General features: G+C 62.7%; 12 protein-coding genes and 1 pseudogene. 2 read left to right on the top strand and 11 right to left on the bottom strand.

Features of this window, described 5'->3' with window-relative positions; genetic code table 11:
• Positions 1-8 precede the first annotated feature (8 nt).
• The 9 genes from ACZ0AI_RS00975 to ACZ0AI_RS00935 form a co-directional block, all read right to left on the bottom strand.
• Positions 9-899, bottom strand: a complete 891-nt coding sequence (locus tag ACZ0AI_RS00975) for a LysR family transcriptional regulator (protein WP_463564165.1) — start codon at positions 897-899, stop codon at positions 9-11.
• A 398-nt stretch (positions 900-1,297) separates the two neighbouring features.
• Entirely contained in the window at positions 1,298-1,762 is a 465-nt protein-coding gene (locus tag ACZ0AI_RS00970) for a nuclear transport factor 2 family protein (protein WP_463564164.1), read from the bottom strand.
• Positions 1,763-1,811: 49 nt separating this feature from the next.
• Positions 1,812-3,878, bottom strand: a complete 2,067-nt coding sequence (locus ACZ0AI_RS00965; protein ID WP_463564163.1) for a 2Fe-2S iron-sulfur cluster-binding protein — start codon at positions 3,876-3,878, stop codon at positions 1,812-1,814.
• Between the two features lie 38 nt (positions 3,879-3,916).
• Positions 3,917-4,534 carry a glutathione S-transferase family protein gene (locus tag ACZ0AI_RS00960; protein ID WP_463564162.1) on the bottom strand — a complete coding sequence of 206 codons (618 nt, stop codon included), beginning with the start codon at positions 4,532-4,534 and terminating at the stop codon, positions 3,917-3,919.
• A 130-nt stretch (positions 4,535-4,664) separates the two neighbouring features.
• A complete protein-coding gene (locus ACZ0AI_RS00955; protein ID WP_463564161.1) occupies positions 4,665-4,994 on the bottom strand; it encodes an AzlD domain-containing protein in 330 nt (109 codons plus the stop codon).
• Positions 4,994-5,698: an AzlC family ABC transporter permease gene (locus tag ACZ0AI_RS00950; RefSeq protein WP_463564160.1), complete on the bottom strand. Its 705-nt coding sequence runs from the start codon at positions 5,696-5,698 to the stop codon at positions 4,994-4,996. The genes ACZ0AI_RS00955 and ACZ0AI_RS00950 overlap by 1 nt, the downstream gene beginning before the upstream one ends.
• A 136-nt stretch (positions 5,699-5,834) precedes the next feature.
• Positions 5,835-6,515, bottom strand: a complete 681-nt coding sequence (locus ACZ0AI_RS00945; protein WP_463564159.1) for an alanyl-tRNA editing protein — start codon at positions 6,513-6,515, stop codon at positions 5,835-5,837.
• A gap of 122 nt (positions 6,516-6,637) precedes the next feature.
• Positions 6,638-7,468, bottom strand: a complete 831-nt coding sequence (locus ACZ0AI_RS00940) for a helix-turn-helix transcriptional regulator (protein WP_463564158.1) — start codon at positions 7,466-7,468, stop codon at positions 6,638-6,640.
• Positions 7,469-7,474: 6 nt separating this feature from the next.
• On the bottom strand, positions 7,475-8,044 hold the full coding sequence (locus ACZ0AI_RS00935; protein WP_463564157.1) for a GNAT family N-acetyltransferase: 570 nt from the start codon (positions 8,042-8,044) through the stop codon (positions 7,475-7,477).
• Between the two features lie 169 nt (positions 8,045-8,213).
• Here ACZ0AI_RS00935 and ACZ0AI_RS00930 point away from each other — a divergent pair, with 169 nt between their 5' ends.
• Complete coding sequence (locus tag ACZ0AI_RS00930) at positions 8,214-11,690, top strand: hybrid sensor histidine kinase/response regulator (protein WP_463564156.1); 3,477 nt, start codon at positions 8,214-8,216, stop codon at positions 11,688-11,690.
• 262 nt (positions 11,691-11,952) lie between these two features.
• Positions 11,953-12,294, top strand: coding sequence for an FKBP-type peptidyl-prolyl cis-trans isomerase (locus ACZ0AI_RS00925; protein WP_463564155.1), 342 nt, complete (start codon positions 11,953-11,955; stop codon positions 12,292-12,294).
• Between the two features lie 26 nt (positions 12,295-12,320).
• On the opposite strand, the gene ACZ0AI_RS00920 is transcribed toward ACZ0AI_RS00925, so the two are convergent.
• Together ACZ0AI_RS00920 and ACZ0AI_RS00915 are read right to left on the bottom strand one after the other, a co-directional pair.
• Positions 12,321-14,102, bottom strand: a complete 1,782-nt coding sequence (locus tag ACZ0AI_RS00920) for a glycosyl hydrolase family 28 protein (protein WP_463570113.1) — start codon at positions 14,100-14,102, stop codon at positions 12,321-12,323.
• A gap of 235 nt (positions 14,103-14,337) precedes the next feature.
• A pseudogene (locus ACZ0AI_RS00915) lies at positions 14,338-15,683 on the bottom strand (DNA recombination protein RmuC).
• Positions 15,684-15,762 lie beyond the last annotated feature (79 nt).

Raw genomic sequence — 15,762 nt, 5'->3', positions numbered from 1 at the left:
CGATGCCATCAATTGAACAGCGGATTGCCGCGCAGTCGCGCCACGGCCAGGTCGACGAAAGCGCGCACCTTGGCAGGCGCCTGGCGCCCCTCCGGGTAAAGCACGTGGATCGGCAACGGCGGCTCCTCAAAGGGGTCGAGCACGATCTGCAGCGCGTCCTCCTGCAGGGCCGGGCCGACCTGATAATGCAGAACGCGGGTCAGCCCCCAACCGGCTCGGGCAGTAGCGATCGCCGACTCGTTGGTGTTGCATTGCAGGACGGGATCGACAAGCACCCGCTGCCCTTCTGCAAAGCGCCACTCGGGCGAAGCCCAGGCGCTTTGCGATACGACGATGCGGTGGTTTTTCAAATCGGCAGGGGTAGATGGCACGCCGTATTTCTGCAGATAGGACGGCGCCGCGCAGATCACCCGTCGCACCGAGCCGACCTGAATGGCGGTGAAGCCGGAATCCGCCAGATGACCAATCCGGATTGCCACATCGATGCCTTCGTCGACGATGTTCACCGGGCGATCGACGAAAAAAGTACGCGCGTGCATGCCCGGATAGGCATCCAGGTAATCCAGCACCAACGGCAGCACGTACATATGGCCGAACATCGACGCCGCGGTGACCGCGAGGCTACCGGAAGGCTCGGCATAGTGGCCGGCGGCGGCCAGCTCCGCCTCGGCGATATCGCCAAGAATGCGCCGACAGTCCTGCAGGTAACGGCTGCCCGCGTCGGTGGTTTTTACCGAGCGCGTGGTACGCACCAGCAGCCGCGCGCCGATCAGATCCTCGAGGCCCGCGACGATGCGCGTAACCGCCGGCGCACTCATGTGCATCTGCCGCGCGGTACTGGCGAAGCTGCCAGTTTCCGCGACCTTCACAAATACCCGCATCGCCTGCCAACGATCCATCCGCCTGTCGCTCCTCTTGCTTCAGCGTTGACTACGCAACGAGCGCAGCGGGGCAGTATGCCGTATCTGAGTGCCCCCAGAGCGCTTGCGCTCAGAGTCTGTTCGCTATCATACGATGATGGCTCCCACGCTCCAGCGTGGGAGCCTACTAGTCGAGGGTGCTCTGCGCACGCTTGGCCTCGACAGCGGAAACCACTGGCGGGAACGTGGCGGAGGCGGCCGGTGAGCAGAGCTTCTGTGGGAGAGGCTTTAGCCTCGATTGTGCCTGCCTAGGCGTAAAGAGCTCGAGGCTAAAGCCCCTCCTACGAGATCGCTGGATGTGCGCTTGTGCCTTGAAGTAATCCCTGCCTGCTACCGGCATCGACCTTCACACGCTTAGAAAACTCGTGAACCGGCGCTCAGAACCCAAAATCGCTGAGGCTCGGGTGATTGTCCGGGCGGCGGCCCAATGGCCAATGAAACTTGCGGTCGGCTTCGGCGATAGGCTGTTCGTTGATGCTGGCGTGGCGCGCGCGCATCAGACCGTCCTCGGCGAACTCCCAGTTCTCGTTGCCGTAGGCGCGGAACCACTGTCCGCTGTCGTCGTGATACTCGTAGGCGTAGCGCACGGCGATGCGGTTACCGGTATAAGCCCAAAGCTCCTTGATCAGCCGATAGTCGAGCTCGCGGTTCCATTTGCGGGTCAGAAAGGCTTCGGCCTCGGCACGGTTGGTGACGAACTCGACGCGGTTGCGCCAGCGAGTGTCGAGGGTATAAGCCAGCGCCACCTTGGCCGGGTCGCGACCGTTCCAGCCATCTTCGGCCAGGCGTACTTTTGCGATGGCGGATTGCTCGTCGAACGGGGGAAGCGGTGGACGGGACATGGCAGAACTCCTCATTTACGTTAAAAACACAGATAGTGGGTGGTGAATGTCAGAGCGCCAGTTCGAGGCGCTCAGCATCGGCGCCTTGCGGCTGCGCCGGTACTGCACAGCAGATCAGCACTTCGTTGTCGCCTAGCTTGGCGGCAGGTTGTTTCAGGTAGCTCACCGCGCCTTTCACCAGCCGGGTCTTGCAGGTGCCACAAGAACCTTCGCGGCAACTGAACTCCGGCTCCAGGCCACGTGCTTCGGCCAGCTCCAGCAAGGTGCCGGAGCCCGGCGCCCAGCGCGCTTCCTTCAGCGATTCAGTGAACAGAACAGGTACCGGCTCAGTGGCGGGAGGCAGTGTCACGGCTGCTGCCATTAGTTGATCACTGCTGCGCACCATCGACGCGGGCCCGAATCCCTCGGCATAAATACGCGCGTCGGCGATGTTGTAACCGCGCAACCCGTCATACAGTCCTTGGGTGAAAGTCGGCGGCCCGCACAGGTAAAAGGCGTAATCGTCAAAAGCGAGAAAACGAGTCAACAGCGCCATATCGATACGCCCTGCCGTGTCGTAGTCCACGCCCGGTTGAGCGCCGCTGGTATCGCTAAGTACTCGCACCAGCCGGACTGCCCCCTGGGCTGCGGCGACCAAATCGGCCAGCTCACGGTCAAAGGCGCGCTCGGCTTTCGAGCGAGCGGCATAGAACAGCGTGACCGGCCTGATCCGCTGCTGCCGCCAGCCTTCGTAGACCACATGGCGCAGCATCGCCAGCATCGGGGTGATGCCGATACCACCGGCTAGCAGCACCAGCGGGCGCTCTTCCTGTGCATCAAGGGTGAAGTCACCCGCCGGCGCTCGGGCTTCGATCAGATCGCCCTCACGCAACTGATCATGGATGAATTGCGACACCCGCCCTTCACGCTTGACGCTGATCCGATAGAGACCATCGGACGGTGCCACCGACAGGGTATAGGTACGGATCAGCGGTTTCTCATCCGCAGCCACTTGCAACCGAACCGGCAGGTGCTGGCCGGACAGATGCGGCAGCAGCCCGGCGCCATCGACCGGCTCGAGATGCAGCGAGCGGATCGACTGACTTTCCTGAACGATGCGCGCGATTTTCATCGGCCGCCATTGCGTAGCGTACTGGGCGGCGCGCAGCTGGTCAGCAGCCTGCTGCCAGTTGCCGGTGAGCAGCGAACTGTCCGACCAGCCGTCTTCGCGTAGTGCCCAGCGCAAGGCCACCGCACCTCGGCGGCGCACGATACGCCGCGCCTGGAATGTCCACAGCCGCTCGGCGCCCTGGAAGGCAGCGATTTCTGGTGATTCGAATATGACCTCGGCATCACCGCTCATCTGCAGCACATCGCCCGTGGCGAAATCCACGAACAGCAGGCCGGCCTTGCCATTGAGCAGGATGTTACCGAGGGTGGAAAAGAACAGGTTGCCGTTGAAGTCCGGAATAGTCAGCGTTCCGTCAGCCTCGATCCGCACGAAGCCGCTATTGCCACCACGGTGCGAGACATCGACCTGACGCTGCCCATCGACATCGGTATAGGTCGCAACGAAGAAGGTATCCGCCCCTTCGATCAACGTCCGCGCTGCTGCATCCAGCACCGGCAGCTCTTTGACCTCACTGGCGAACGGCGCTGCCGGATCACGGGAAAAGGTGAAGTCGCGCTGCTGGATATAGCGCGGGCAGTTGCCGAAGCTCTCTTTGACCGCGACCCGCAGGCCCTGCGCACCGGCAGTCACCAAGCCATTAATACGGTTGCGCCGACGGGTGTGCAGTTCGATGCCAAGCAGGCCAAGCGCAGCACCATCGCCCATTCCTTGCGCAATAGGATCATCTGGGTGCGGGCGGGCAGCGATATCCAGCGTGGCGGGCGTCGGCGAGGCGATAAAGCCAACCTGCCCTTCGAGCAAGCCGGCCCAGGCATCGCCCTGTGCATCCACGCTGCCCAGCACCATAAACGGCAGCTGGGCATAGAACTCGCGGTGCTGATCGGGCATGAAGTCACGCACCACACGCTTGCCGACCGCAGCCATCCGCTCGGCGACGCCGAGTTTTTCCTGGATGAGAGTTTCGCCCGGATGCCAGGTGGCAGGCGTTTTCGCGTGATCGGTCATGGCTGTTCTCCCAGTGGCGGCGACGGCGGTGTGGATGCTCAGGCGTTGGCGGTCAGCCCTGCGGCCGTTTCGGGGATAGCGACGAAGCCCGGCAGCGCTTCGATGCGCGTCAGAAATGCCCTGACCTGCACGTAAGAGGACAGGTCGACATTGCCTTCCGGAGCCCGGGCCAGGTAGCTGTACAGCGCCACATCCGCGATGGTCGGATGATCAGCGGCCAGCCATTGGCGGCCGCTCAGGTGACGCTCCAAGCGAGCGAGCAGCACGTGGGCGCGGGCGATCACTTCTTCAGCGTTGAGGTCGTAGCCGAATACCGTGATCAGGCGTGCCGCACACGGCCCGTAGGCCAATTCGCCGGCCGCAACGGACAGCCAGCGCTGCACCGCCGCCGCACCAGCAGGGTCTTCAGGCAGCCAGTCAGTGCGGCCGGTTTTCTTGGCGAGGTAGACGAGGATGGCGTTGGCGTCTGCGATGACGCCGCCGTCGTCTTCCAGCACCGGCACCTGACCGAACGGGTTGAGCGCCAGAAACTCAGGCTGTTTGTGTTCACCCGCAGCGAGATCGACCTCTACCAGTTCTGGCTTGAGGCCAAGCAGCGAGGCGAACAGAACGGCGCGATGGGCATGCCCTGAGAGTGGGAAGTGATGGATTTTCATGGGTCGGCTCCTGGCTGGCGGTGGATCGGGAGAGTTCCCGATCCGTGAGGCCAGCTTGCGACAGGATGCCGAGTTGAGGAATACGCGTTATTGGCACTACTTTATTGCGGTAAGTGGAACAATCTCGACCTCAGATCGGCAACTGCCCCATCGCCCAGCGCAGCAGGAAGAAGATCAGTAGGCCGCCACCAATGGTCGCCAGCAGGTGCCGGGTCGCTACCGCGATGGCGATGGTCGCCAGCCCGGCCAGCAGGTAAGCGTTGTCCCAGTTCAGTGCCCAGTTGCGCCCGTCTGGCAGCAACATGGCGGGCACCACGATGGCCGTGAGCACCGCGGTCGGCACGTAATACAGAGCCTGGCGCACTGCCTGGGGAAAACGCAGGTCGGGAAAGGCGAACAGGCTGTAGCGGGTGGCGAAGGTGATCGCCAGCATGCCGACAATCAAGATCCAGTTTTCCATCAGCACGGCTCCTCCAGCAGTGGGTAACGCTCCAGCAGCACGCCGACCACAATGCCGGCGAAGGCAGCGGCCATCAGGCCGAGTTTGTACGGCAGGTCATGGCACACCAACGCGACTACCGCAGCCACCAGCGCCGCTGCCACCTGCGGACGATTGCGCAGCATCGGCACGACGATGCCAACGAAGGTAGCGATCATCGCGAAATCCAACCCCCAGGCGGCGAGGTTCGGCACCGTCTGGCCGAACAACAGGCCGATCAGGGTGCAGCTCACCCAGTTGAAATACATCGCCAGCCCCGCACCGAGGAAATACCAGTGCTTGTAGGGCGAAGCGTCGCTTCGCGCATAGCGCTGCTGCACCACCGCGAAAGCTTCGTCGGTCAGCCAGAAAGCCAGCGGCACCCGCCAGCGCTTGGGCAGATGGCGAACGAAAGGCTGCAGAGTGGCGCTGTACAGGGCATGGCGCAGATTCACCACCAGAGTGGTCAGCCACAGCACCGCCAGGGTGGCACCACCGCCCAGCAGACTGATGGCGATGAACTGCGCGGAGCCGGCGAACACCAGCACCGACATGCCGACGGTTTGCCAGGCGCTCAGCCCGGCGGCGCCGGCCAGGCTGCCGTAGATGATGCCAAACGGCATGGCACCGAGCAGCATCGGCAGCATGTCGCGCAGGCCTTGGAGGAATTCGTGTTGGCGGGGCATACCAGCAAAACCTATAGGAACCTTGGGGACGAATCGCGAAGACGAAGCAGTCGATCCGGCGAGGCCACACGCGCCTTGCGCCGGAAGCGCGCCTACTGGAGCTTAACCCAGCGCAGCGCCACGACAGCACGTGAGGTCAGGCAGTCAATGCCGCGGCGTCTTGGACGATCTGGCGGTCCTCGACGAGATAAACCTCCACGCGCTCCTTGCCTTTACCAATATTCTTGCGTTTCAAACGAATCGAACCGACCTCGCCGGTCGTGCGCGGATGGGTTCCGCCACAGGCCATCTGGGCAAAACCGTCTACACGCCATAGGCGTCTCTGCGCTGCAACATCGGTAAATTCACAGATGATCGGCCGATTCTCGGCCACCAGTTGCGCGGCCTGTGCCTCGATACGGGAAAAAAGCGCGGCGATGTTGGCGTCCAACGCAAAGTCGATACGCGCTTTGTCCTCGGCAATATGGGCACCGATGCGCTGAATCCCGGGATGCAGTTGATAAACCAGTTGCAGCACCATTTCTGCGGAGAAGTGCAGCCGCATCAGGCGCTGGCGTCGCCCCCAGTCAATGAGCAAAGCCACTTCATCACCGACCTTCAACCCATGCCCACTGGGCAACAGATAGGCGATGTCCAGTCCATGCTTGCGCGCCTGCAGCACCGGCAGGCCTGCCAAAGAACCTGTATCGCTTTCTTGCCCACCGGAAAACGCAAAGAATATGGTCGATGCCAGGCTGACCTCATCGCCGTCCACCTGGGCCACACGGGTAACCAGTTGCGTTTGATAAGGATCCTGCCAAAACACTTTGTCCATCATCCACCTGCTTCCTAAACGGTGTGCCAAGGCCGCAGATTAACGAACCCTCCCGCCGGCTTGATTGAACAATCTTGCTGTGCTGCTGCACGCTAGCGCAGGCGAGCCCTGTCAAGCGAAATCAGTCAGGGGCTGCCTGCACAACCCTTGCGGTATTCGCCCGGCGCTACGCCATACGCCTGCTTGAACTGCCGCCCAAGGTGGCTCTGGTCGGAGAAACCCAGCTGCAAGGCGACACTCAGCGGTGCGCAACCATCACGCAGCAGCGCTCGCGCTTGCTCCAATCGGCGCAGTTGCAACCAGGCATGGGGTGGCAGGCCGGTCGAGCGCCGGAACACCCGGGCAAAATGGAAGGGCGAGAGATTCACCGCAGCGGCCAGCTCTTCCAGGGAAGGTGGCTCGCCCAGTCGCGAGGCGAGCAGTTCCTTGGCCAAAGTCACCGCACGGGGCTCCTGGCCAGGCAGCGGCGCTTGGGTAACACCCGCATGCCGCTGGAACAGCATCAGCAGCGTTTCCCGCCATGCAGTCTGCTGCTGCAGCTTACTCGCGTCGCTGTCGAGCAGGCGATGCAACTGCCCAAATGCCTGATGCAGTTGCACATCCTGCAGCACGCTGGCGGCAAATGAAGGCAGGCCGCGCTGGGCCAGCCCCAACTCTTCGAGCACACCATTCACCTGCGCAGGGGCCGGATAGAACGCCCGGTAGAACCAACCCTGCTCGTGGGCCGCCGAACCGGTGTGCACTTCATCCGGATTGATCAGCACCATGCTACCGACGGGGGCCAGATGGTCGGCGCCACGATGGCGGAAACGCTGCGCGCCGTGCTCGATCACGGTGAACACGAAACCTTCGTGCACATGCGGGGTGAAGCGCTGTTTGATATAACGCGCCTGCAGCAGCTCGACCCCAGCCAGTGCGGAGCTTTCCCAGAAACGGGTGCGTTCACCGGAGTCCATAGCGGATCAAACGCCGAAGCGCGCCTCCAGACCGGCCTTGACCACCGGCCACTCATGATCGGTGATGCTGTACATCAAGGTATCGTCGAGACGCCCGTCAGCCAGGCGGCGATGATTACGCAGCAGCCCTTCGCGAATGGCGCCGAGTTTTTCGATAGCGCGCTGGGAGCGCAAATTGCTGCCGGCAGTCTTCAGTTGCACACGAACCATCCGCCAGCTTTCAAAGGCATGACGCAGCATCAGGTACTTGATCATGCTGTTGAGCCCGGTGCCGTGCTGGCTGGCGTCCAGCCAGGTCCAGCCGATTTCCACAGCGGGCAAGGTCGGTATGAAATCGGCGAAGCGGGTCGTGCCGACCAACTGATCGCCCAGGCGAATCACAAAGGGCAACGCGCGATCCTCACGCTGCTCGTGCAGGGCCTGGCGATACCAGTCCAGGCGCCGGGTGCCGCTCATGTAGGCCAGTTCAGAGCGGTTGACTTCAGCCAGCGTCACCAACGCAGGAATATCGCCGTCGAGCAGCGGCTCGATGCGCAGGGCACCACGTTGCAAGGTGATCAACTGCGGCTTGAACATTAGGTTTCTCCATAAAAAGCAGCGCCCGCAGTGTATGTGCGACCTTGGTCGCGCCTGACGCTGCGGTACTTTACTGAGACACTACTGCGGTATCTTCTACGCCTTGACGCGAGCACGTAAAGGCGTGCATGCAACGATACAGTCGCCCCTTGGTTCTTCCGGAGTATGCATGTCGCTGTCCAGTTGGCTCATCGCTGCGGTCGCCCTGCTCTACATGGCCGTTCTGTTTGCCATCGCCTTCTACGGTGACCGTCGGCGCAAACCACTGCCGCCGAAAGTACGCGCCTGGGTCTACAGCCTGTCGCTGGCAGTGTACTGCACCAGTTGGACGTTCTTTGGCGCTGTCGGCCAGGCCGCCGAGCAGTTATGGTCGTTCCTGCCGATCTACCTCGGGCCGATACTGCTCTTGCTGTTCGCCCCCTGGGTGATCGAGAAGATGGTGCTGATCAGCAAGCAGGAAAACATCACCTCGATTGCTGACTTCATCGCTGCCCGCTACGGCAAATCACAGTCGCTGGCCATCGTCGTCGCACTCATCTGCCTGGTCGGCGTGCTGCCCTACATTGCCCTGCAACTCAAGGGCATCGTGCTCGGCGTCAACCTGCTGATCGGCTCCGAAAGCGACCCCGACGGCACCCGCGCCCAGGACACTGCCCTGGTTGTATCGTTGATCCTGGCGCTGTTCACCATCCTGTTCGGCACCCGCAACCTTGACGTTACCGAGCACCACCGCGGCATGGTGCTGGCCATCGCTTTCGAATCGCTGGTCAAGCTGCTGGCCTTCTTCGCTGTGGGCGCCTTCGTCACCTACGGCTTGTACAACGGCTTCGGCGACCTGCTCAGCCAGGCACAGCGCAATACCGAGCTCGAAGAATACTGGGCCGTGGCGGTGAACTGGCCGGCCATGTTGGTGCAAACCGGCATGGCGATGATCGCCATCATCTGCCTGCCCCGCCAATTCCATGTCACCGTGGTGGAGAACACCCAACCGCAGGATCTGCGCCTGGCGCGCTGGGTATTCCCGCTGTATCTGCTACTCGCCGCGCTGTTCGTCATCCCCATCGCCCTCGCCGGGCAGATGCTGCTGCCAGCCGGCGTCAGCCCGGATTCGTTCGTTATCAGCCTGCCGCTCGCCGAGGCTCATCCGGCCCTCGCCCTGCTGGCTTTTATCGGTGGCGCCTCGGCAGCCACGGGCATGGTGATCGTCGCGTCGGTGGCGCTGTCGACGATGATTTCCAACGACATGCTGCTGCCCTGGCTGCTGCACCGTAAAAGCACCGAGCGACCCTTCGAGGCCTTCCGCCACTGGATGCTCACCGCGCGCCGGGTCAGCATCGTGCTGATCCTGCTGCTGGCCTACGTCTGCTACCGCCTGCTCGGCACCAACGCCAGCCTGGCCACCATCGGGCAGATCTCCTTCGCCGCCATCGGCCAGTTGGCACCGGCGATGTTCGGCGCCCTGGTGTGGAAGCAGGCCAACCGCCGCGGCGTATTCGCCGGCCTGATCACTGGCGCCGCACTGTGGGTATACACACTGGTGCTGCCAGTGCTGGCCCGCGGCCTGGGCTGGCCGCTGGATATCTTTCCTGGCCTGCGTACGCTGCTCTATGCCCCCATTGGCTTCGAGGTGGATGCCCTGACCCGCGGCGTGGTGCTGTCGCTGGCCGGCAACACCATGATATTCGCCTGGGTATCGTTCTTCTCGCGCACCCGGGTTTCCGAGCACTGGCAGGCCGGGCGCTTCGTCAACCACGACTTCGGCAGCAAGCAGGGCGGCCGCACCATGCTCGCGGTGCAGGTCAACGATCTGCTGCTGCTCGCCGGCCGCTTCGTCGGCGCAGAGCGCGCGCAGCACAGCTTTAGCCGCTTCGCTGCTCGCCACGGCAAGACCTTCAACGCCGCACAACCGGCCAACAGCGAATGGATCGCCCACACCGAACGCCTGCTGGCGGGTGTACTCGGCGCCTCCTCGACCCGCGCGGTAGTGAAAGCGGCCATCGAAGGGCGCGACATGCAGGTCGAGGACGTGGTGCGTATCGTTGGCGAAGCCAGCGAGGTGCTGCAGTTCAACCGCGCCTTGCTGCAAGGCGCTATCGAGAACATCACCCAGGGCGTCAGCGTGGTCGACCAGTCCCTGCGCCTGGTGGCCTGGAACCATCGCTACCTGGAAATTTTCGAGTACCCGGAAGGGCTGATTTGCGTGGGTCGGCCGATTGCCGAGATCATCCGTTTCAATGCCGAGCGCGGCATGCTCGGCAGCACCGATGTCGAGGAAAGCGTCACCAAGCGCCTGTACTGGATGCGCCAGGGCACCGCCCACAGTTACGAACGGGTATTCCCCAATGGCCGGGTCATCGAGCTGATCGGCAACCCGATGCCCGGCGGTGGCTTCGTCATGAGCTTCACCGACATCACTGAATTTCGCGAAGCCGAGCGCGCCCTCAAGGCGGCGAACGAGGGCCTCGAACAGCGCGTTGCCGAGCGCACCCATGAGCTGTCGCAACTGAACAAGGCGCTGACCGCCGCCACCAGTGTCGCCGAAGCGGCCAACGCCTCGAAAACCCGTTTTCTCGCCGCGGTCAGCCATGACCTGATGCAACCACTCAACGCTGCCCGCCTGTTCTCCGCCGCCCTCTCCCACCAGGAAGAAGCGCTGCCGCGGGAAGCCCAGGAACTGGTGCGTCACCTCGACAGCTCGCTGCGCTCCGCAGAAGACCTGATCAGCGACCTGCTGGACATTTCGCGCCTAGAGAACGGCCGCATCACCCCGGATCGCAACGCCTTCGTGCTCAACAATCTGTTCGACACCCTGGGCGCCGAATTCAAGGTGCTGGCGGCAGAACATGGCGTCGACTTCCATATGCAGGGCAGCACACTGCGCGTGGACAGCGACATCAAGCTGCTGCGCCGCGTGCTGCAGAACTTCCTCACCAACGCCTTCCGCTACGCCAAGGGCCGCGTGCTGCTGGGCGTGCGCCGCCAGGGTGGGCAGCTGCGTCTGGAAGTATGGGATCGCGGGCCGGGCATCCCCGAGGACAAGCGCCAGACCATCTTCGAGGAATTCAAACGCCTGGACAGCCACCAGACCCGCGCCGAGAAAGGCCTGGGCCTGGGCCTCGCCATCGCCGACGGGCTATGCCGGGTGCTCGATCACAGCCTCGAAGTACGCTCCTGGCCAGGCAAAGGCAGCGTGTTCAGCGTCACCGTGCCTATCGCCCGTAATCAGACGCCCGCGCTACAGCGCACGCGACCGGAAGGCAATGGCCAGCTACTCACCGGCACCCAGGTGCTGTGCATCGACAACGAGGAAAGTATCCTCACCGGCATGCACAGTCTGCTGTCACGCTGGGGCTGCCAAGTGTGGTCGGCGCGCAATCGCGCCGAGTGCGAAGCGTTGCTCGCAGGCGACGTGCGCCCGCACCTGGCGCTGGTCGACTATCACCTCGACGAAGGCGATACCGGTACCGAGCTAATGGCCTGGCTGCGCACCCGCCTCGGTGAACCGGTACCCGGAGTGGTGATCAGCGCCGACGGCCGCCCCGAGCTGATCGCCCAGGTGCACGCTGCGGGCCTGGATTTCCTGCCCAAACCGGTCAAGCCGGCGGCCCTGCGCGCGTTGATCAGCCGCCATCTGCCACTGCAATAAGGCGATAGCGGACGGTGAGCAGAGCTTTTGTGGGAGAGGCTTTAGCCTCGATTTTGCCTAGTTAGGCGTAAAGAGCCCGCGGCTAAAGCGGATCGCCGCCCGGCCCCTCCCACGAGATCGCGACCGGCCGCTAGCGCCACGTTCCTGCCATAGCCTGCCTTTGAGATACGCCTCACCAGACCATCTGCTGCCGCGTGCAGCTGTTGCAAAACACCGCGTTTCCTGCGAAAACGCGGCCCTCTGGAACATCGGAATGAAGGCAATGAGCGAAGATTTACGTATCGAAGACCTCCACCCAGGCGATGGCAAAGCGGCGGTCAAAGGCGCGCTGATCACCACCCAATATCGCGGCTGGCTGGAAGACGGCACCGAGTTCGACTCGTCCTATTCCCGCGGCAAGCCCTTCCAGTGCGTGATCGGCACCGGGCGAGTAATCAAGGGCTGGGATCAGGGGCTGATGGGGATGAAAGTCGGCGGCAAGCGTCGCCTGTTCGTGCCCGCGCACCTGGCCTACGGCGAACGCTCGATGGGCGCGCATATCACGCCCAACTCTAACCTGAGCTTCGAAATCGAGCTGCTGGAAGTGCTGACGCGGGACGACTGAGCCGCCCCACGTCAATTGATTGCGACCTAGCGCTTTGGCGGCGGCTCGACGCGGTCGAAGCTGAGCCCCTCGCTGCCCTTGATGTTCCAAGGGTCACCCTCGCTACCGACGAAGCTGACGTCGGTGAAGCTCGAATTGCGCAGGCCGTCGATCTGCGCCCCGGCCTTGCCCTTGAAGCGTACCTGTTCGAAGGCGACGTTCTCGTGGAAGGCGTCGTGGGCGCTGTCACCCTTGACCTGAATCGCCGCACCGGCAGCATCCTCCACCGTCACGTTGGCCACGCGGATATCGCGGAACTGGCCAGGAACGGTCGAGCGCTTGTAGTCGAGAATGGCGTTGGGGTCGTGGTAGTCGAGGGTCATGATCACCCCCTGCTTGACCGTATTGCGGATAGCCGAATCGCGAAAGGTGACGTTGCGCGCACCACCGCCCATGAAGTTGGTGCTCTTCATGCGCAGGCCGGTATCGGTGCCATCGGACACGTTATCTTCGGCGAGGATGTTCTGGATCCAGCCGCCGGTATGGCTGCCGGCGACCACCATGCCGTGCCCACGACGGAAGTAGTTGTTGAAGATCCAGGCATCTTCCTGAGGCGGCTGCTTGGTCGCATCGGCGCCGGTGCCCGATGCGAAGTTGACGCAGTCGTCGCCGGTGTCGAAGAAGTTGTTGAAGACCATGGCGCCCTTGCTGTTGGCGAACTCGATACCGTCGCCGTTGTTGGCGTCGTAGGTCTTGTGCACGGTGCCAGCCATCACCACGTTCTCGGTCTCCAGGTTCATGATCCCGTGGTAAGCCGGATTGAGCACGGTGAAGCCGCCGTAGAACACGTTGGTGACGTTGCGCAGGGTCATCAGTGACGAGCGCATCTGCCCATAGGCGTCCTTGACGATGATGCCCCGCGCTACCGCCTTCTCGACCTGATCCTTGGCGAGAATGCCGTCTTCCATGTAACGGGTGTTGTCACTGGCGCGATAGAACGGCAGCGTGTTGCCCAGCTCGTCACGGCTGTCGTCGTTGCGCTTCCAGCCGTTGCCGTCGATGGTGCCCTTGCCGACGATGCGGATGTTCTCGAACGACTGATGCTGGCGCGGATCGCGCGGCAATGCGTTGATCAACGACGCCGGGCGCACCATGGTCGAATAGGGATATTGGATATAACCCTCCAGCGGGTAATCCTCGCTGCGTTCCGAACCCAGCAACGTCGCGCCCTCGGCGACCTCCAAGGTCATGTTGCTCTTCAGGTACAGCGCGCCGGTCTTGAACACGCCAGCCGGGATCAGCACCTTGCAGTTCAGCGAACAGGCATCGATGGTCTTCTGGATGGCCGCCGTGTTGAGCGTCTTGCCGTCGCCCTTGGCACCCTGCTCCTCGACGTTGAAGACCTCGGGGGTCGCCGTGGTTCGCTGCACCAGCACCGGGCTGTCGCCGGACTCGCGCCCGTCGGCATCCACCGAACGCACGGTGAAGCGGTACTCGGTCTCGGGCTTCAGGCCATCGACGGTGTAGTTATGGATGGAGATGCGGTGATGGAAGTTTTCCGTATCGGCCTTGTAGAACTGATCGATGTACGGCTTGGCTGGCGAATGCTGGTCGTTGTTGGCGTTGGCGCCGCCCAGTTTCTTGCCGTCCATGTAGACGTGATAGTCGACGATGCCGGCGGCATTCTCCGGCTTCTCCCAGACCAGAATGATCTGGCTGTCGTCGTAGGCCAGGGTCGGCACTTGAACCTTGTGGGGCGCGTCCAGCGCCAGGGCAGAAGCGCTGAACAGCAGCGCAAGCGGTACGACAACATACTTTTTTGGCGCCAGGCACCCTGCACTGCTGACGCAGATGAGCTCTCGATGAGCGGCATATTCTTATCCTTGTTATGGCCAATCTATTGAATCAGCTGAAATTAAACCAGCCATCGAGCCGGTTTAATAATCAGCCAGGCGAAATCGCCACACCCTAAAGAAGTATGACAACCGACAAGATAGCCAAATTTTCAGTCACGTCCAGCCAGGAAGCGAAATCCTCCTGGCGGGGCAGCGATCAGACAAGGATTCAGTCGTCCTCTGGCTCATCCAGAGGCAGGCCGGCGGCTCGTTCGAGCAGCTCGGGAGGCAGGCTCTTGCTGGCTCGGGCGCCGAGCAGCTTGAGATTTTCGGCGCGGCTTATCAGGTTGCCGCGACCATCGACCAGCTTGTTGCGCGCACCGGAATAAGCCTTGTCGAGTTGTTGCAGGCGCATGCCCACCTCGTCCAGATCCTGGATAAAAGCCACGAACTTGTCGTACAGCGCACCCGCCCTTTCGGCAATTTCCCGAGCGTTCTGGCTTTGCCGTTCCTGACGCCAGAGGCTGTCGATCACCCGCAAGGTCGCCAGCAGCGTAGTGGGGCTGACGATCACGATGTGCTGGTCGAAGGCCTCCTGAAACAGCCCCGGATCAGCCTGCAAAGCGGCCGCGAATGCCGCCTCGATGGGCACGAAGAGCAGCACGAAATCCAGGCTGTGCAGCCCGTCCAGGTGCTGGTAATCCTTGAGCGACAAGCCCTTCAGATGACTGCGCAGAGACAGCACGTGCTGCTTGAGGGCCAGTTGCCGCGTCGCCTCGTCGGCGGCGGACACGCACTGCTGATAGGCCGTCAGGCTGACCTTGGCATCGATCACCACCTGCTTCTCGCCTGGCAACTGGATCAGCACGTCCGGCTGGAAGCGCTCGCCATCGGCACTCTTCAGGCTGACCTGAGTATGGTACTCGCGGCCCTTTTGCAGGCCGGCGTGCTCCAGCACGCGCTCGAGCACCAGCTCCCCCAGTTGCCCTGGGTTTTCTGGCCCTTGAGGGCCTGGGTGAGGTTCATCGCCTCTTCGCTCAGGCGCTGATTCAGCCCCTGCAGGCGCTCCAGCTCCTTACCCAGGGAAAAGCGCTCGCGCGCCTCCTGCTGATAACTCTCCTCGACTCGCTTCTCGAAGGACTGGATGCGCTCCTTGAGCGGATCGAGCAACTGACCGAGGCGCTGCTGGCTGGTTTCCGAGAAACGCTGCTCGCGCTCGTCGAAGATCTTGCCCGCCAGCTCGGCGAACTGCGCCCGCAAGGCATCGCGGGCGCCCTGCAGATCTTCGAGACGTTGTTGGTGGTTTTCCTGTTGCTCATGCAGCTCGGCAGCCAGGCCAGCCCGCTCGGTATCCAGGCGACGCAGCTCGGCTTCCTGCTGATCGCGCAGCGCCTGCCCGCCCTTTATCTGCTCACGAGAAAGTTGCAGGTCGTTTTGCAACAAATGAGTTTCGCGGCGCAGCGCGGCCAGCTCGGCCTGCTGGTCGGCCTTGATCTCGAGAATCTCGGCGAGCTCCTCGCGGCAACTGTCCAGCTGCGCACTCAAGCCAGCCTGGGCCAGTTGCGCGGCATTCATGCGCTCCTGCGCAAGGCCGGATTGCAGACGCATCTCCTCGGCCTCCCGCGACAGGGCGACAGTACGCAGCAACAGGGGA

The organism is Pseudomonas sp. AC355 (assembly GCF_979258205.1).
Note: the sequence above shows the minus strand (reverse complement) of the source record. Positions and strands in the feature narration are given on the sequence as shown.